The following is a 17,936-nucleotide window of genomic DNA, read 5'->3' on the forward strand; positions in this document are numbered from 1 at the left end:
TTGTCTCTTTCTTATCTCTGTGACGATCCCCCGTGTGAGTTAGCGCTAACATTAGTTCTCGACAAAAACCTGCAATTTACGCCGGTCTTGCTGTAATAGTAGCCCGAGTTTCATGTTAGCGCTCTCGCTAAAGCTGAAATCGTGGCTTTAGTACAACGCCTTCCAACAGAACCACCGATCAAATATAGATGTAAATGATTCTCATTTATCATACAATATAGCCCGCCAGCCAGAAATCCTCGCAACAACCATGAAGGAGATATCCAGCCAATAACAATACAAAGAGATTCATATGACCGGATACGCTCCACAGCGACCTCTGATGGTTCGCACTACCCTCGCCTGCGCCATCTCCACCATGTTCCTGGCCTCCGCATTTGCCCAGGAAAGCGCCAATTCCCCACCAGTCACCCAGATACTGCCGCAGGTCGATGTGACCGAGCAGGCCGAACCCGGCACGTCCGCGACGATTAGCGGCAACGAACTGGAACGCGCCAACAACATGAAGGACGTGATCCGCAATCAGCCGCTGGTTTCCGCGCCTGGCACCGCCGCCGGCACTACCCGCAACCGCAGCAGCTTCGACCGCTCCGGCACCACCGGCTACAACATCCGTGGCATCGAAGGCAATCGCGTCGGCATGGACGTTGACGGCATTGAAATGCCGGACGCCACCACCCGTCCCTACGTCAGCCGGGTCGGCGCCAATACCTTTGGCGTCGGTCGCGACTTCATCGATCCCGAAATGTTCACCGCTGTGAATATCCTGTCCGGCACCACCTCGGCCAAGCGCTCGGCAGGCGGCATCGGCGGTGCGGTCAGCTTCAAGACCAAGTCTGCCGACGACTACCTGCGCGGCGACAAGACCTCATACTTCAGCGGCAAGCTCGGCTACGACTCGGCCGACCGTTCCTGGAACGAAAGCGTCACGGCGGCGGGTAAAAGCGGCAACCTGGACGGACTGGTCAGCTATTCGCGCCGCGACGGCCACGCCACCCGCAACAACAGCGACATCGTCGACAGCATGGCCAACGACTGGCATTCCGATGCACTGCTGCTGAAGGGCGGACTGCGCATCGATGCGGCCAACCGGCTGGAACTGTCCGCCGATTTGTATCGCCGCAAGAACGCAACCTCTTTCTACGGCTGGGATACCACCAGTACCTTCATCACCGAAAACTCGCAGCAGGATAGCGATACCAGCCGCAACACGCTGCAGCTGATGCATCTGTGGACCCCAAGCAACGCCTGGGTCGACCAGGCCGACACGCGCCTGTATTTCCAGAGCACCGATACCGAAGACATTACCGACACAACCACGCTGACGACCAACGCCAAGGTACGCAATGTGTCCGAGAACAAGACCCGCACCTGGGGCTTGTCGAGCGTCGCCAACAAGCGGCTGGACAACCATTATCTGAGCTATGGCCTGAATGCCTCCACGCAGGATGTGGAACGCCCATGGAACGTCAGCGGCTACATGAAGCCACAGCCTGACACCACCACCGTGCGGGCCGGCCTGTTTGTGCAGGATGACATCACCTTTGACGTCGGCGGCCACCGCCTGGTGCTGATCCCCGCGCTGCGCGGCGACTACGTCAAGATCAAGACGCGCGACCTGGCCAACTTCGCCTCGGGCGTGTTGACGCCAGCCGACGTGGAGAAGCTGTACGGCAGCCCAAGCAACACCCTCTGGAGCCCCAGCCTCGGCCTGACCTACGACCTGACGCCAACCATGCTGGCCTACGCGCAGTACAAGCGCAGCGGACGCGCGCCAACCGCCGGCGAGATCTTCGGCTCGTGGAATATGGCCAGCAACTATGTCGCCAGCAACCAGTACGCGCTGGTCGGCAATCAAAATCTGAAAGAGGAAACCAGCGACGCCTTTGAAGTCGGTCTCAAAGGCAAGCCGACGCCGGGTGTCACCCTGAACACCTCGATGTTCTACACGCAGTACAACGACTTCATCGCCTACACCCGTTACACCCGCGCGATGTTCCCGAGCATGTTCAGCAATGTACCGGCACACATCGGCACCATTTACCAGGCCGAGAACCGCGACGACGCCAGGATCTACGGCCTCGAACTCAGCGCACGGCTGGAGCACGGGCAATGGAGCCCTGGCGCCAAAGGCATCTACACCACCTGGGCCATGGGCCTGAGCCACGGTAGCTCCAAATCCCACTACGCCGGCGACAAGGATGTGCCGCTCGAATCGGTACAGCCACGCAAGGCCATCATCGGCGCCGGCTACGATGCGCCGCTGAAAGCATGGGGACTGAACCTGACCGGCACCTTGGTCGCCCGCAAGCAGGCGGTGGCCACCAATCGCGATGCCTACAACAACGCCGGCGCGGATCTGACCGATTCCGCCACGTCGCTGTTCCGCGTGCCGGGCTACGCCCTGTTCGACCTGACCAGCTACTGGCAGATCAACAAGAACCTGCGCCTGGATGTCGGCATCTACAACCTCGGCGACAAACGTTACTGGGACTATTCCAGCTCACGCAATCTGCAACCTTCAATCGCACGTGACCGCCGCGACATCGAACTGCTGACCGAACCTGGCCGCACGGCAGCAGTGTCGTTGAACATGGCGTTCTAAGACTTTTCACTCACCATAAAAGGAAATGCATGAAAAAACTGCAAAGCAAGCTTGCCAGCCATGGCCGGTCGGCTTCGGACACCAACGGCGACGGCAAGATCGATAAAACGGATGGAGAAAAATCATGAAGCGACCATTTTTGCTGCGCAGCCTGTTCACCGCATCGTGCCTCGTCACGCTGACGGCGCATGCGCATACGCCCTTCCTGCTGCCGAACAGCTTCGATATTCAGCCGAAGGAGATGATCGGCGTCGATGCCGGCTTCACCGAGAAATTCTTCATGTCGGACGTGGCGTTTGGCGATACGGCTTTTTCGATCATCACGCCGGAAGGCCAGCGCATTCCGTTCGGCGACATCCACCAGTTCAAGCAACGCACGGTGGCCGAACAAAAACTTCCGGACGAGAAAGGTACGTACCGTCTCAGCACCGGCCCGCGCCTGGGCGCAGTGTTTCGCACCTGGGAACGCAACGGCAAGGTTGAGTCCGCACGCGATCCGGCGCAAGTCATGCCGGCCGATGCCAAGCTGCTGAGCCACTACCAGTCACTATCGGTATCCGAGGCGTATGTCACTGCCGGCAAGCCATCGGCCAAAGCGCTGGCGGCTGCTGGCAAGGGCCTGGAGATCGTCGCCATCACCCATCCGAGCGATCTGTTCGTCAACGAAAAGTTCGACTTCATCGTGCAGTACAACGGCAAGCCGCTGCCGAACCAGAAGGTCAGCGTCTACCGCTCGCCGATGGATCTGGCCAGCCAGAGCACGGTGCAAAACGTGTCGACTGACGCCGACGGAAAAGTCGCCTTGCCGCTGACGAAATCCGGCATTTACCTCGCACTGATACGTTACCAGTCGCCAGCACCGGCCGGCGCGGCCGCGCCGATGTACGGCAACAATTACACGTTGACGTTCCGCGTGCTGGATCAATGATCTGCTGAAGACGGACCGGCACAGGAATAGACGATCTGCGGGAAGTACATGGCGCGCCACGCCGGCGTGGATCGCCCTCTGAACCACCTCAGCTATCACAAGTCTTCGTGATGTCCCGAAGCGCCCTGCTTCCAGTAAGCGGAGATGCGGGCGGCGTCACGCGGATGCCCCTTGTCGGTGAAGACGGTGTCGCGCACTTGTGCGGCAACCGTGGCTTCGCCGGCGAACCAAAAGAAGCCCTCACCTTCCGGCAATTGCAGCGCGCCGATGGCGGCCAGCAATTCCTTGCTTTCGGCGTAGCGTTGCAGCGACACCTGCGCTTCGCTGTGGAACGGCAGCGCCGCCGCCTCTTCGCCGGACACCAGCACCTGCACTTGCGCCTCTTTCGGCAACTCTTCCAGGCGGCGGCGGATGGCCGGCAGCGCGGTAGCGTCGCCCGCCAGCACGTGCCAGGTATAGTCCATCGGGATAATCATCGAGCCGCGCGGGCCGCCGATCTCGGCGCTCTGGCCCGGCGCCGCCTGGCGTGCCCAGTCCGAGGCCTCGCCGGTGGCGTGCAGCGCAAATTCGATAGTCAGTTCGCCGGCCACGTTGTCGTAGCTGCGCGGCGTGAAATCGCGCCGTACTTCTTCGCTGATGAAGAATTTCACATGGTCGTCATAGGAAGCCGAGACGAAATCGTGTAAGGTTTCGCCTTTGAATGTTACGCTGACGTAGTTTGGTGCCAATTGATCAACCTTGACAACCTGCAGCGCGCGCCGCTTGAGTTCGTGCCGCACACGTTGAATTCGTCCACTCATCATCTGCTCCAGAATTAGTTGATAATGTCCACATTATGAGCAACAAAGTTAATAAAGTCAACCAATCAGAACAGGTGTTCGACGCCATCCATTCGGTCATGCATTTGTACCGGGCGCGCCAGTTGCGCGGCCTGCGCGATACGCCGCATGAGCTGACGCATATGGAGTACAAGGCGCTGGGTTTCTTCGCCCGCCATCCGGGTGCCACGCAGGGCGACCTGGTGGCGCACTCGGGGCGCGACAAGGCGCAACTGGCGCGCCTGCTGAAAGGGCTGCGCGACAAGCAGTTGCTCGATGCCGCCGCCGATCAGGCGGACCGCCGCATCACGCGCCTGACCTTGAGCGCCGAGGGTGCCAGGGTATTCGGCAGTCTGAATGCGCTGGGCACGCAGGTGTCCGGCCTGGCAGTGGCCGGCATGAGCGCGCAGCAACTGGAGCAGTTGCAGGCGCTGCTGCAGCAGATCCGCGATAATCTTGAGGCGGACGAGATGTAGCTGCTCGCGCGCGCCATGACCTGCCGCTTGCGCGGGAGCGACGGCTACAAGGGCACGTTGCGCGTGGCCGCGCTGATCTGTTCCAGCGGGACTTTCGGCGAGCGGTCGGCATTCAGCAGGCCGTTGGTTTCCTGGAAGGTGTCGGCGAACTGGGTGTAGCAGAAACCGCTGAACATGACGGTTTCGTTCACCACATGCAGCAAGGCGCGGTAGCGCTCCAGATACGTCGCCGCGTCGCCGGCGCGCGAATAGCCCCAGGTATGCCCTTCCGGTGCGTTCGGATCGTAGGCGATGCCGCCGAATTCGGTCAGCACAATCGGCTGGCCGCGATGCGGGAAACCGTCCAGCGTCAGGATGCGTCCACCCGGACGGCGCTGGTCGAACAGCTGCCGTACCGGATCGTTGACCGCATAACGCGCGCCCAGCTTTTCCGGATCGGCATCATAGTCATGGATGCCGAGAATGTCGGTGGCCGAGGCTTCCCAGCCGTCGTTGCCGATCACCGGCCGTGTACCGTCCAGCATGCGGGTCAGGTGGTACAGGGCTTCCACCGCGTTGCGATGCGCCTGCATCGATGTCAGGTTGGGCACGCCCCAGGATTCATTGAACGGCACCCAGACGATCACGCACGGGTGGCTGTAGTCGCGCTCGATCGCCTCGGTCCACTCCTTCACCAGCCGCGTCATCGAACGCGGGCTGAACGCATAGGCCGACGGCATCTCGCCCCACACCAGCAGTCCCAGCTTGTCGGCCCAGTACAGATAGCGCGGATCTTCCAGCTTCTGGTGCTTGCGCACGCCGTTGAAGCCCATTGCCTTGGCCAGTTCGACATCGCGCCGCAGCGCGTCGTCCGACGGTGCCGTCATCAGCGACTCCGGCCAGTAGCCCTGGTCCAGCACCAGCCGCAGGTGATATGGCCGGCCGTTCAGCATGAAGCGGTCGCGGCTGATCGCCACCGAGCGCAGCGCGGTGTACGAGTGCACCACGTCAACCACCTCGTCGCCCTGGTACAGCGTCAGATCGGCGTCGAGCAAGGTCGGCCGCTCCGGGCTCCACAGCAGGTCGTTGCGCGAATCGTCGATGCCGGGATCGGATAGCACGATCTTGCGGTTGGCCTCCTGCCCCACCAGCAGATAGCGGTCGGCGGCCAGCAGCACGCCGTTGTGCAGCACCCGCACCTGCACCGACAGCTGCTGGCTGATGTCGCCACCGGCCAGCACTTCGCAGCCGATCTCGAAATTGTCGAACACCGGGGTCCAGCGCAGCGACTGGATATAGGTGGCAGGCAGCGGCTCCAGCCACACGGTCTGCCAGATGCCGCTGGTGCGCGGATACCAGATCGAGTGCGGATGCAATTGCCAGTCCTGCTTGCCGCGCGGCTTGGCCAGGTCGCCAGGATCGTCCTCGGCGCGCACCACCAGCGTTTGCTGGTCGCCGTCCACCAGCGCATCGGTGATGTCGGCGCGGAACGGCGTATGCCCGCCCTCGTGCTCGGCCACCAGCACGCCGTTGAGCCACACCCGCGCGCGATAGTCGACCGCGCCGAAGTGCAGCATGGTGCGCGCACTGCGCGTGTCCAGCGTGAACACCTTGCGATACCAGCACACCGCGTGAAAACCCTGGTCGCCAATACCGCTCAGTTCGCTTTCAGGCGCGAACGGCACTTCGATGCGCTGGCGCCAGTCGATCTCGTCACCGGGATGGCGGTAACGCCGCGTGTCATCGAAACAAAAGTCCCAGCTACCGTTGAGCGACTGCCACGCATCGCGTCGCAGCTGAGGTCGCGGATATTCAAACTGAGCCATAGTGCCCTCGCTATCGAAGTGTGCCGCGCATCGTAACAACCTTGACGCCGCAGCGCTGAGATCGCACCAATTCCGCGTAGAAATCTATTGCGCTTCGACCTCATTTCCATGCTGTACCGGACGCAGATAAAAGTGAAACGCGGCTAGCATGGATTTACATTTTCCGGGTGGCTGCAGCACTGCGCGCCAGTTGCGCCACCTTACAGTTGAGCTTGCTGGCGCGCCTACTTTCAGGATTTCCATGCCCCCGCCCGCTCCCCGCATACACGCCGCGCCGCCGTTCGCCAGCTTCTGGCAAGCCGGCTACGAAGGCGCCGATCACGTCAACCACGCCGGCCGTCCGCTCGACATGAACGCAGAAACCGGCCACCTCGAACGCGCCCGCGCAGACTACGCACTTCTGCATGATTTCGGCATCCGCACGGTGCGCGAATCAGCCGGCTGGCGGCTGTGCGAACGCGATGGCCAGTTCGATTTCAGCATTCTCGACGCGCGTCTGCAGGCGGCGCAGGAACTGGGCTTACAGGTCTGCTGGACCTTCTGCCACTACGGCTGGCCAGACGACCTGGACGTCTACAGCGATGAATTTGTGCCACGCTTCGTGCGCTACTGCACCGAACTGGCGAAATATTTAAAACCGTGGACCGGCGACACGCCGGTGTACTCGCCGATCAACGAGATTTCGTTCCAGAGCTGGGGCCTGTCGGTGCATATGTTCCGCGTCAAGAACATGCACGAGCCGCGCGCGGCCGAGGAAGGCAAGCGCCAGCTGGTGCGCGCCACCATCGCCGGCTGCGACGCCATCTGGCAGGTGTCGCCCGGTGCGCGCATCTTGCAGTGCGATCCGCTGATCCACGTGATCGCGCCGCCGGGCCGGCCGGACTGGACCGATCAGGCGGCCGGCTGGCGCGCGTCGCAATTCGACGCCTGGGACATGCTGTGCGGCCGCCGCGAGCCGGCGCTGGGCGGCGCCGAGCGCTACCTCGACATCATCGGCGGCAACTACTACCACAGCAACCAGTGGGAAAGCGGCACCAACCTGCGCCTGTGGTGGCATCTGGATGATCCGCGCCGCCAGCCGCTGCACCAGGCGCTGCTCGAACTGCAACAACGTTATCAACGGCCATTGCTGCTGGCCGAAACCAGCCACGTCGGCAGCGGGCGCGGGGTCTGGATACGCCAGATGGCCGAGCAAGCGGCCCTGGCGGTGCAGCACGGCGTCGACCTGCGCGGCGTCTGTCTGTATCCGGTGATCGACCGGCCCGACTGGGACCACGCCGATCACTGGCACAAAAGTGGCCTGTGGGATGTGGACCTGCACAGCACGCCGCCATTGGCGCGCCTGCCGGTACCGCCCTACGCCACCGCACTACACCAGGCCATCGGCCTGACCAACCAACTATGTCAACCAACAAGGGAGAGCGCTATGCAAACCATGATCGTCTTTTGTCACCTGCGGTGGGATTTCGTGTATCAACGCCCGCAGCACCTGCTGTCGCGCCTGGCCCAATATTACCGCGTCGTCGTGGTCGAAGAACCTGTGTACGCCGAAGGTGCGGCCTCCTGGGAAACCTTCAATCCGGCGCCCAATCTGTCGGTGTACCGCCCGCACACGCCGGTGCAGGCGCCCGGCTTCCACGACGACCAGATACCGGTATTGAAATCGCTGCTGGCCGAGCTGCCCGGCATCGACCAGCAACCGCTGGTGTGGTTCTACACGCCAATGGCGCTGCCGCTGCTGCCGCCAGGCGCAGGCCTGGTGGTCTACGATTGCATGGACGAGCTGTCGGCCTTCCGCAACGCACCCAAGCAGCTGCTGCAACGCGAGGCCGCGCTGCTGAAGCTTGCCGACCTGGTGTTCACCGGCGGCCCCAGCCTGTATGAAGCCAAGCGCCAGCGCCACGACAACGCCCACTGCTTCGCCAGCAGTGTCGACGCGGTGCACTTCCACCAGGCGCTGGACCGCAGCAACGGCCATCCGCTGCATGCCGATATTCCCCATCCGCGCCTCGGCTACTACGGCGTCATCGACGAGCGTTTCGATACCGAGCTGATCGCCGCCATCGCCGATGCGCATCCGGAATGGCAACTGGTGCTGGTCGGCCCGGTAGTGAAGATCGATCCGGCGGCGCTGCCGCAGCGCCAGAACATCCACTACTTCGGCCAGCAATCCTACCAGGTGCTGCCGCAATTCCTGGCCGGCTGGGATGTCTGCCTGCTGCCGTTCGCGCTGAACGACTCGACCAAATTCATCAGCCCGACCAAGGTGCTGGAATACATGGCGGCCGAGCTGCCGTCGGTCAGCACCGCCATCACCGACGTTGAACAACCGTACGGCGACATCGTCGCCATCGGTCACGACCACGCCGAGTTCATCGCCCATTGCGAGGCGGCGCTGGCACTGAGCGAAGCGCAACGCGCCGCGCTGGCGCAACGCATGCGTGATGTGGTGGCCGGCACGTCGTGGGAAAACACGGCCGAGCGCATGCGCGCGCTGATCGAGCAGACGCCGCCAGGAGGCCGTGCCGCCGCCGGCCTGACGCCAGCGCCGGAAGCTGCCAGCGCCGCCGTCGGTGCGGCCAATGTCAATCCGATGCGCGGCCCTGGCGCCACCAGCTGCATCATCATCGGCGGTGGGCCGACCGGACTGTCGGCCGCCTACCATCTGGGCGCCGACACCATGCTGCTGGAGCGTAACGCCAGCGTCGGCGGCTGGTGCCGCTCGATCAAGGACAACGGCTTCACCTTCGATTATGCCGGCCACATCATGTTCTCCAACGACCCGTACGTGCTGAAGCTGTACGACATCCTGTTGGGCGACAACCAGCACTGGCAGATGCGCGAGGCCTGGGTCTACAGCAAGCAGGTGTACACCCGCTACCCGTTCCAGGGCGCCTTGTACGGCCTGCCGCCGCAGGTGATCAAGGAGTGCATCGTCGGCGCCATCGAATCGCGCTACGGCCTGACCGAGACGGCGCCGAAGTGCGCGCCCGGCGAGGTGGAAGACTGCTGCGCCGACGGCACCGCCGATGTGGCCAACAGCGGGGCTGGCGCCGCTGCCGCCAAAACCGAGAACTTCGAGGACTTCATCTACCGCGTCTGGGGCAAGGGCATCGCCAGGCACTTCGCCATCCCCTACAACAAGAAGATCTGGACCGTGCCGCTGAAGGACATGGAAACCTCGTGGCTGGGAGGACGCGTACCGCTGCCGGACCTGGAGCAGATCATCGAAGGCGCGCTGGAACCGGTGGCCAAGCCGATGGGACCGAACGCCCGCTTCGGCTATCCGAAACGCGGCGGCTTCCAGGCGCTGATGAATGGCTTACTGCCGCACATCCGTGGCAAGGTGGAACTGAACGCCAATGTGGTGAAAGTGCTGCCGCAAGAGCACACGGTGGTACTGGCCGACGGCCGCCGCCTGCCGTATGCGCAACTGATCAGCACCATGCCGCTGCCGGAACTGGTGCGCCTGTGCGGCCAGGCGGCGCCGGCCGAGGTGCGTGCTGCTGCCGAAGGGCTGAACCATGTGTCGATCCGCTGCGTCAACATCGGCGTCAACCGCACTGATGTCACCGACAAGCACTGGATCTACTACCCTGAAGACAGCATCTTCCACCGCATCTTCGTGCAGGGCAACGCCAGCCCGGAATGCAACGCGCCCGGCGGCTTCGGCTTCACCTGCGAGATTTCCTATTCGCCGTGGAAACCGCTGCCGGTGGACGGCGAGGCGCTGATCCAGCGCTGCATCGCTGACTGCATCAAGGTCGGCTTCATCAGCGCAGAGGACACTATCGTCGCCGCCAACCAGGTCGACATGCCTTACGCTTACGTGGTGTACGACCACGCGCGCGCCGACAACGTCGCCACCGTGCGTGCCTGGATGGAGCAGCACGACATCATCCTGTCCGGCCGCTACAGCGAATGGGAATACTACAATTCGGATCACGCCTTCCTGGCCGGTAAAAAAGCCGCCGAACGCGTGCGCGCCAGCGGCGGCGTTGCCGCCCGCAGCGCCGAGTCCTGAACCGGCACAAGGAGACATCATGCAAAAAACTATCTTGGTGGTGGGAGGCGCCGGCTACGTCGGTTCCCACATGGTCAAGCGGTTGCGCCAGCATGGCTACCTGCCGGTGGTGCTGGACAACCTGTCGCAGGGACGGCGCGAAGCAGTCGGCGATACGCCGCTGATCGTCGCCGACCTGCACGACCAGGCCGCGCTGGACGTGCTGTTCCAGGCCTATCCGGTGCAGGCGGTGATGCACTTCGCCAGCTACATCCAGGTCGGCGAATCGGTGCAGCAACCGGCGCGCTACTACGAAAACAACGTCGCCAACACGCTCGGGCTGCTGGAAGCGATGGTGCGCCACGGCGTCGACCAGTTCATCTTTTCATCCACCGCCGCCATCTTCGGCGACCCGCAATACGTGCCGATCGACGAGCGCCACCCTGCCCTGCCGATCAACCCTTACGGCAAGTCGAAGCTGATGGTGGAGGAGATGCTGGAAGATTTCGAACGCGCCTACAAGTTGCGCAGCATCTGCCTGCGCTACTTTAACGCTGCGGGCGCCGATCCGGACAACGAACTGGGCGAGTGCCACGAGCCGGAAACCCATTTGATACCGCTGGTATTGCAGGCTGCATCGGGCCGGCGGGCCGCCATCACCATTTACGGCGAGGACTATCCGACGCCGGACGGCACCTGCCTGCGCGACTACATCCATGTGCAGGACCTGTGCGACGCTCACCTGCTGGCGCTGCAGGCGCTGGCGGCTGGCGGCCGCAGCGCGCGCTACAACCTGGGTAACGGCAATGGCTATTCGATCCGCGAGGTGATCGCCGCCGCCGAGCGGGTGACCGGGCGCCGCATCCCGGTCGCCAGCGGGCCGCGCCGTGATGGCGATCCGGCGCGGCTGGTGGCCGACGCCACGCGGGCGCGCCAGGAACTCGGCTGGCAGCCGCAGTTCAGCGAGCTGGACGCCATCATTGGCCACGCCTGGGCCTGGGAGCAGCGGCTGCATCCGGCGCCGCCGCCGCTGCGTGCCGTACCTGCGCCAGAGGCCAACGCGCAGGAACGCCGCCAGCAGGACCGGCGTGCGGCGCACCGGGCGGCCTGAGGCTTACTGTCGAGCCAGCCGGTTAAACCCGGCGATAAGTCTCGGTCGTCAATTGACAGCACCGTCCGACACGCAGGTACGCGTAGCGCTGATAGGCAGCGTACCGTGCATGGGCGAACATGGTTTTTCCACTACCCAAGGAGGAAACCATGTTCGCACATAACAAACGCCTGCAGTACACCGTCCGCGTCAGCGAGACCAACCCAGGTCTGGCCAATTTGATGCTGGAACAGTTCGGCGGGCCGCAAGGCGAGCTGGCGGCCGCGTGCCGCTACTTCACCCAGGCACTGGCAGAAGACGATCCTGGCCGCAAGGACATGCTGTTCGATATCGCCACCGAGGAATTGAGCCACCTGGAGGTGATCGGCAACATCGTTGTCATGCTCAATAAAGGCGCCAAGGGCCGGCTGGCCGAGGGCGTCGAAGAGGAAGGCGAGCTGTACCGCTCGATCACCGGTGCCGGCAACGACAGCCACCTGACCCAGGTGCTGTATGGCGGCGGCGCGCCACTGGTCAACTCGGCAGGCGTGCCGTGGACCGCTGCCTACATCGACACCATCGGCGAACCGACCGCCGACCTGCGCTCCAACATCGCCGCCGAGGCTCGCGCCAAGATCGTCTACGAACGGCTGATCAACCTGACCGAAGATCCCGGCGTCAAGGAAGCGCTGGGCTTCCTGATGACGCGCGAGATCGCCCACCAGAAGTCGTTTGAAAAAGCGCTGTATGCCATCCAGCCAAACTTCCCTCCAGGCAAGTCCCAGGGCCGGCCGGAGTTTGCCAGCGTCTACTTCAATATGTCGCAAGGCGGGCCGGAAGTGCGCGGCCCATGGAACGACGGCGAGGCCTGGCAGACCGTCAGCAACCGTGACGACCAGTGCGCCGTCGACGGCGGTGACGGCTCCGCCTCGGTGCGGCTGGCACCCGAAGAAGCGGCGATTCTGGACCAGATGGCGGCCCGCACGATGTCGGATCCGGAGTCGAACCCGCTGACCGGAGCCGAGCTCGGCCAGGGCAGCGCTGCACCAATTCCGGTCACCGGCAAGTAAAAAACTCCTTGCTGTCAGCATACTCTTACACAAACACAAGAGGTGCACCGATGTGGGGCAGGCCATGGGCAATCGATAATTCATCATTGCCGATAATTCACAATCGAGAACACATCATGCTACAGCTAGCGCTTGCCGTCCCCGCCCCTGCCGCCGTCAATAGCGCGGCGGCAATTTATCGTCTACTGAACGCTGGTCCGCCTGATGCCGAGGGACTGGGCGACGCCCGCACCTTCCTGGGGCAAAGGCTGCAGGCGGCGCGGCAGCTGCATGACGACCTGCCGGCCGATATCAACCAGCTGGCGCCATGGATGGCCAGCCGTGCCTTCACCGTCGGCGCCGAGTACCAGGCTTACCTGCAAGGCCGTCGCGAAGGTGCGCCGCGCCGATATTTCAGCAACCAGTCGCATGCGCTGTACTTCCTCAAGCATGCCGCGCCAACCAAGCTGGTCGACGGCGCCTGGCTGTACGGCCTGCTGGCGCGCTGGGACGATCCGGACTTCCGTCCGCTGATCCAGACCTACCTGGAAGAACTGGGCGACGGCGTGCCGGAAAAGAACCATGTGCTGCTGTACAAAAAACTGCTGGCCGCACACGACTGCGACAACTGGCAAGACCTGCCGGACACGTATTTTGAACAGGGCGCGATCCAGCTGGCGCTGGCCTATGACGCCGAGCGTTTCCTGCCGGAAATCATCGGCTACAACCTGGGCTACGAACAACTGCCTCTGCACCTGCTGATTACCGCCTATGAGCTGAATGAACTGGGCATCGATCCGTACTACTTCACGCTGCACATCACCGTCGACAACGGTAGCACCGGCCATGCGTACAAGGCGGTGCAGGCATTGCAGCAACTGCTGCCGCGCTTCGGCGACAGCGCCAGCGTGTGGCAACGGGTGCAGGACGGCTACCGCCTCAACGATCTGGGCGCCTGCACCACCTCGGTGATCGCCGGCTTCGACCTGGAGACGGAGCTGATCGACATCATGGCTGCCAAGGCCCACAGCGGCGCCAATATGCATTCCGACTACTGCCGCCTGGCCGGCCGCAGCATCAACGAATGGCTCAGCGATCCGGCACAGATCCCGCAGATGCTGGCGGAGCTGGAGCAAGCTGGCTGGATACAGCGTGGCCAGCCGCCGGAAAACAGCCGCTTCTGGCGTCTGATCCAGAGCGAGCGCGCTGAAATGTTCGGCGTCTTCAGCGCCTATGAGCAGCAGGTACTGCGCGACTGGATCGTTACGCCCAAGCGCGTGCCCAGCTTCCGCGCGCGCCAGCGTTCGCTGGATTCGCTTGGCCTGCATCAAACACCGCGCCAGGGCGCGCCACGCGGCATCGTGCGCCATCACGCCAATGATGACGACAGCAGCCCGCTGCGCCAGCTGGAGCAGCAAGTCGCCAATCTGGGCAGCAAGCAGGCCGCCGTGCAGCTGCTGCAAACGCTGATGACGCCCGCACAGCACCACCGTCCACTGGGCCTGATGGCCACGCGGATGTATCGCCAACTCATCAACTGACACCATGAATCCAAGCGGAAGTTTAATGATCATCGGCGGTAATGAAGACCGTACCGATAACAAAGAGATCCTGACCAGGTTTGTCGAACTGGCCGGCGGGCTGGATCAGCCCATCATGGTGATCACCGCCGCCAGCACGGTGCCGGACGATGTGTGGGAAATGTACCGCAAGGCGTTCGACGACCTCGGCGCCACCAATGTCACGCACGTGCGCATCACCGCCCGCGAGCAAGCCGAGGACGACATGCTGGCGCATCGCATGGCGGAAGCGCGCGGCATCTTCATGACCGGCGGCGACCAGAAACGGTTGATGACTTTCCTCGGCGGCACGCAGCTGGAGCGCGCCATGCGCCGCGCCTACTGCGACCACGCCGCCTGCATCGCCGGCACCAGCGCAGGTGCGTCCGGCCTGTGCACCCATATGCTGGCCGAGGGCAAGGCTGAACTGGCGCCGGAAAAAGGCGCGGTGCGCCTCGGCGCCGGCCTGGGCTTCGTCAGCCGCGTCGTCATCGACCAGCATTTTTCGCAGCGCCACCGCCTCAACCGGCTGCTCAGCGTGATTGCGCAAAGCCCGTTCCTGCTGGGCGCCGGCATTGACGAGGACACGGCGTTGATTGTCCAGGAAGGCGCGATCGAAGTCATCGGCGAAGGCACGGTGACAGTGGCCGACTGCCGCAACGCACGCACCAATATCACTGAAGTACGGGCCGGCGTCGTGCCCGAATTGCTGGATGTGCGCCTGCATTTGCTGCCGTCCGGCTCCAGTTTTAACCATGCGGACGACAAAGGACCGCTGGCTGATTTCATCCAATATTTAACTGACAGGACTTTAGAGCATGAACATCGTTAAACAGCACGTATTGCGTGGCCCGAATCTGTATTCCAACCAGCCTTGCCTGCTGACCATCATCGACCTGCAAGAGTTGCGTGACCACAGTACCACCAGCATTGAAGGCTTCAACACGCAGCTGCTGGCACTGCTGCCGTCCCTGTACGACCACCGCTGCTCGGTGGGCCAGTACGGCGGCTTCGTGCAGGCGCTGAACAACGGCGCCAACCTGGCGCATGTGGTGGAACACGTGAGCATCGCGCTGCAATGCCTGGCTGGCACGCCAACCTACACCGGCCGCACGCATGAAGTCAGCGCTGCGCCTGGCCAGTACCGCGTGGTCTGTTCGTATGAATCGGAACATGTCGCCATCGATGCCTGCGACCTGGCGATGTCGCTGGTGCGCGGCCTGGCCATCGGCGCAGCCGACCTGGCGCAGCAGCTCGAACATGGCATTGCCGCGCTGCGCGATACCGCCGAGCGGCATGCCATCGGCACCAGCACCGGCGCCATCCTGCGCGCCGCCATCCGCCAGGGCATCCCCTATCAGCGGCTGACCGAGGAAGCCAATATGTTCGTGCTGGGCTGGGGCGCGCAGCAAAAGCGCCTGCAAGCGACCATCACCGGCGACACGGGCCACATCGCGGTTGGCATCGCCTGCGACAAGCAACTGACCAAGGCGCTGCTGCAGGAAGCTGGCGTGCCGGTGCCGGAAGGCGTCAGCGTGCGCTCGCTGGAACAGGCGCAGCGCGCAGCGTGTGAGCTGGGCGGACTGGTGACCGTCAAGCCGCTGGACGGCAACCATGGCCGTGGCGTCAGCACCCGTTGCGGCACACCGGATGATGTGAAGCTGGCATTTGAACGCGCGCGCGAACATGGCCGCACCATCATTGTCGAGCGCTACATCCCTGGCGATGATTACCGCATCCTGGTGGCTGGCGAACGCGTAGTCGCTGCCGCGCTGCGCCGCCCTGCCGCCGTGGTGGGCGATGGCGCTTCGACCGTGCGCCAACTGGTCGAACTGGAAAACCGCAATCCGGCGCGTGGCGAGGGCCACACCAATATCCTGACCCGCATCCCGCTGGACGGCCATGCGGAAACCACGCTGGTCACGCAGGGCCTGGACTTCGACAGCGTGCCGGAAGCCGGCCGCCGTGTGCTCATGCGCGGCAACGCCAACCTGTCCAGCGGCGGCACGGCGGAAGACGTGACCGACCGCCTGCCGGCCGAGACGCTGTCGATGTGCGTGCGCGCGGTGCGCAAGATCGGCCTGGACGTGGCGGGCATTGACCTGGTGTGCGAGGATATCTCGGTGCCGCTGAACGGCCGCAATGGTGCCGTCATCGAGATCAACGCCGCACCAGGCATCCGAATGCACGAATACCCAAGCGCCGGCGTGCCGCGCGATGCCGGCGCCGCCATTGTCGAATCGATGTTCGGCCAGCAGGATGGCCGTATCCCGGTGATTGCGGTGACCGGCACCAATGGCAAGACTACCACCACGCTGATGATCGAGCACGTGCTGCGCCAGGCCGGCATCGGCACCGGCTGCACCACCAGCGAGGGTGTGTTCATCAACGGCCAGGAAGTGCGCAAGGGCGATTGCAGCGGCTACTGGTCGGCGCGCACCGTGCTGTCGGCGCCGGAGGTGGAATTCGCGGTGCTGGAGACGGCGCGCGGCGGCATACTCAAGCGCGGCCTGGCGTTCGACCGATGCGATGTGTCGGTGCTGTTGAATGTCAGCGAGGACCACCTGGGCATGGATGGCGTGGATACGCTGGAAGACCTGTCGGCGGTCAAGGCGGTAGTGGCGCAGGCGGCGTCGCGCGCAGTGGTGCTGAATGCCGAGGATGCTCGCTGCTGCGCCATCGGCGCGGCGCTGGATGAAAAAGTGGAGCGCATCTACTTCAGCTGCGAAGCCAATCACCCGGCGCTGCTGCAACACCTGCAAGCCGGCGGCCGTGCCACCTGGCTGGAGAATGGCGCGCTGATGGCCTGTGGCGCCGACGGCATTCCGCAACGCCTGCTGGACGCCGCCGAGATGCCCTCCACGCTGGGCGGCTGCGCGCGCCACAACATCGCCAATGGGCTGGCCGCCACTGCCGCGCTGATGGCCAGCGACCTGGGGCTGCACGCAATTGCCGCCGGCCTGCGCACCTTTGTTTCGGACGCGCGCCACAATCCGATGCGCGCCAATCTGTATGACGTGAACGGCGTGCAGGTGATTGTCGACTTTGCCCACAATCCGGCCGCCTTCGAAGCATTGGCAGCCACCGCGCGCGCCATGACGCCAGGCCGTACGGTGGCCGTGGTGACCTCGCCAGGCGACCGCCGTGAGCGCGACTTCCAGCAGATCGGGCAGATCTGCGGTGGTGGTTTTGATACGGCAGTGTTTTATGAGTGGAACAGCGAGCATCGCGGCCGTGCGCCAGGCGAACGCGCCGCCATGATGCAATCAGCCGCGCAGGCGGCACGCGGCGGCAAAGCTGGCGTGCTGCTGGAAACCGATCCGGCACAGGCGCTGCGCCTCGGCCTGTCGCAATGCCGTCCAGGCGATGTGCTGGTCTACGCCTGCGGCTCGTCCGTCTCGGAACTGGTGGAAGCATTGCGCCCTGTCGATCCGGTCAGCGCAGCGCGCATCGACGCCACACTGGTATAGGACCGGAATCTGGCGCCGCACATCGATGCGGCGCCAGGCCTCAGCCACAGCTCGGTGGCTATTCGAGCCACAGCAACTGCGCAGTGGCTATTTCAAGCCTCAGCCACTGCCAGGTGGCTATTTTAAGCCGCTG

11 protein-coding genes are annotated in these 17,936 nt (G+C 63.7%); 9 read left to right on the forward strand and 2 right to left on the reverse strand.

Annotated features, from left to right (window positions below; all coding sequences use genetic code 11):
- Positions 1-322: 322 nt before the first annotated feature.
- The gene (locus tag BLS51_RS14935; RefSeq protein ID WP_229207593.1) at positions 323-2,605 is read left to right on the forward strand and encodes a TonB-dependent hemoglobin/transferrin/lactoferrin family receptor; all 2,283 of its coding nucleotides are present in this window, start codon (positions 323-325) and stop codon (positions 2,603-2,605) included.
- Positions 2,606-2,729: 124 nt separating this feature from the next.
- Positions 2,730-3,533: a DUF4198 domain-containing protein gene (locus tag BLS51_RS14940; protein WP_090184403.1), complete on the forward strand. Its 804-nt coding sequence runs from the start codon at positions 2,730-2,732 to the stop codon at positions 3,531-3,533.
- A 95-nt stretch (positions 3,534-3,628) separates the two neighbouring features.
- On the opposite strand, the gene BLS51_RS14945 is transcribed toward BLS51_RS14940, so the two are convergent.
- Complete coding sequence (locus BLS51_RS14945; protein WP_229207592.1) at positions 3,629-4,333, reverse strand: siderophore-interacting protein; 705 nt, start codon at positions 4,331-4,333, stop codon at positions 3,629-3,631.
- A gap of 35 nt (positions 4,334-4,368) precedes the next feature.
- Here BLS51_RS14945 and BLS51_RS14950 point away from each other — a divergent pair, with 35 nt between their 5' ends.
- Positions 4,369-4,827 (forward strand): MarR family winged helix-turn-helix transcriptional regulator, encoded by a 459-nt coding sequence (locus BLS51_RS14950; protein ID WP_090184397.1) that lies wholly within the window; start codon positions 4,369-4,371, stop codon positions 4,825-4,827.
- A 44-nt stretch (positions 4,828-4,871) separates the two neighbouring features.
- Here the strand turns inward: BLS51_RS14950 and BLS51_RS14955 are convergent, their stop codons facing one another.
- On the reverse strand, positions 4,872-6,632 hold the full coding sequence (locus tag BLS51_RS14955; protein ID WP_090184393.1) for a glycoside hydrolase family 2 protein: 1,761 nt from the start codon (positions 6,630-6,632) through the stop codon (positions 4,872-4,874).
- A gap of 241 nt (positions 6,633-6,873) precedes the next feature.
- On the opposite strand from BLS51_RS14955, the gene BLS51_RS14960 reads away from it, so the two are divergent.
- From BLS51_RS14960 to cphA, 6 genes are all read left to right on the forward strand, one after another.
- Complete coding sequence (locus tag BLS51_RS14960; RefSeq protein WP_090184390.1) at positions 6,874-10,656, forward strand: NAD(P)-binding protein; 3,783 nt, start codon at positions 6,874-6,876, stop codon at positions 10,654-10,656.
- 19 nt (positions 10,657-10,675) lie between these two features.
- The gene (gene galE, locus BLS51_RS14965; RefSeq protein ID WP_090184388.1) at positions 10,676-11,746 is read left to right on the forward strand and encodes a UDP-glucose 4-epimerase GalE; all 1,071 of its coding nucleotides are present in this window, start codon (positions 10,676-10,678) and stop codon (positions 11,744-11,746) included.
- Between the two features lie 149 nt (positions 11,747-11,895).
- Complete coding sequence (locus tag BLS51_RS14970; protein WP_090184385.1) at positions 11,896-12,795, forward strand: manganese catalase family protein; 900 nt, start codon at positions 11,896-11,898, stop codon at positions 12,793-12,795.
- Between the two features lie 116 nt (positions 12,796-12,911).
- The gene (locus tag BLS51_RS14975; protein ID WP_090184382.1) at positions 12,912-14,315 is read left to right on the forward strand and encodes an iron-containing redox enzyme family protein; all 1,404 of its coding nucleotides are present in this window, start codon (positions 12,912-12,914) and stop codon (positions 14,313-14,315) included.
- Positions 14,316-14,340: 25 nt separating this feature from the next.
- A complete protein-coding gene (locus tag BLS51_RS14980; protein ID WP_090184379.1) occupies positions 14,341-15,165 on the forward strand; it encodes a cyanophycinase in 825 nt (274 codons plus the stop codon).
- Positions 15,152-17,803 (forward strand): cyanophycin synthetase, encoded by a 2,652-nt coding sequence (gene cphA / locus BLS51_RS14985; protein ID WP_090184376.1) that lies wholly within the window; start codon positions 15,152-15,154, stop codon positions 17,801-17,803. The genes BLS51_RS14980 and cphA overlap by 14 nt, the downstream gene beginning before the upstream one ends.
- Positions 17,804-17,936 lie beyond the last annotated feature (133 nt).

The organism is Duganella sp. OV510 (assembly GCF_900100205.1).
Classification (GTDB): domain Bacteria; phylum Pseudomonadota; class Gammaproteobacteria; order Burkholderiales; family Burkholderiaceae_D; genus Rugamonas.

Bases quoted from the DNA above. Each gene is read 5' to 3' on its own strand.
- BLS51_RS14935 (WP_229207593.1), top strand. From the start codon at position 323: ATGGTTCGCACTACCCTCGCCTGCGCCATCTCCACCATGTTCCTGGCC.
- BLS51_RS14940 (WP_090184403.1), top strand. From the start codon at position 2,730: ATGAAGCGACCATTTTTGCTGCGCAGCCTGTTCACCGCATCGTGCCTC.
- BLS51_RS14945 (WP_229207592.1), bottom strand. From the start codon at position 4,333: ATGAGTGGACGAATTCAACGTGTGCGGCACGAACTCAAGCGGCGCGCG.
- BLS51_RS14950 (WP_090184397.1), top strand. From the start codon at position 4,369: ATGAGCAACAAAGTTAATAAAGTCAACCAATCAGAACAGGTGTTCGAC.
- BLS51_RS14955 (WP_090184393.1), bottom strand. From the start codon at position 6,632: ATGGCTCAGTTTGAATATCCGCGACCTCAGCTGCGACGCGATGCGTGG.
- BLS51_RS14960 (WP_090184390.1), top strand. From the start codon at position 6,874: ATGCCCCCGCCCGCTCCCCGCATACACGCCGCGCCGCCGTTCGCCAGC.
- galE (WP_090184388.1), top strand. From the start codon at position 10,676: ATGCAAAAAACTATCTTGGTGGTGGGAGGCGCCGGCTACGTCGGTTCC.
- BLS51_RS14970 (WP_090184385.1), top strand. From the start codon at position 11,896: ATGTTCGCACATAACAAACGCCTGCAGTACACCGTCCGCGTCAGCGAG.
- BLS51_RS14975 (WP_090184382.1), top strand. From the start codon at position 12,912: ATGCTACAGCTAGCGCTTGCCGTCCCCGCCCCTGCCGCCGTCAATAGC.
- BLS51_RS14980 (WP_090184379.1), top strand. From the start codon at position 14,341: ATGATCATCGGCGGTAATGAAGACCGTACCGATAACAAAGAGATCCTG.
- cphA (WP_090184376.1), top strand. From the start codon at position 15,152: ATGAACATCGTTAAACAGCACGTATTGCGTGGCCCGAATCTGTATTCC.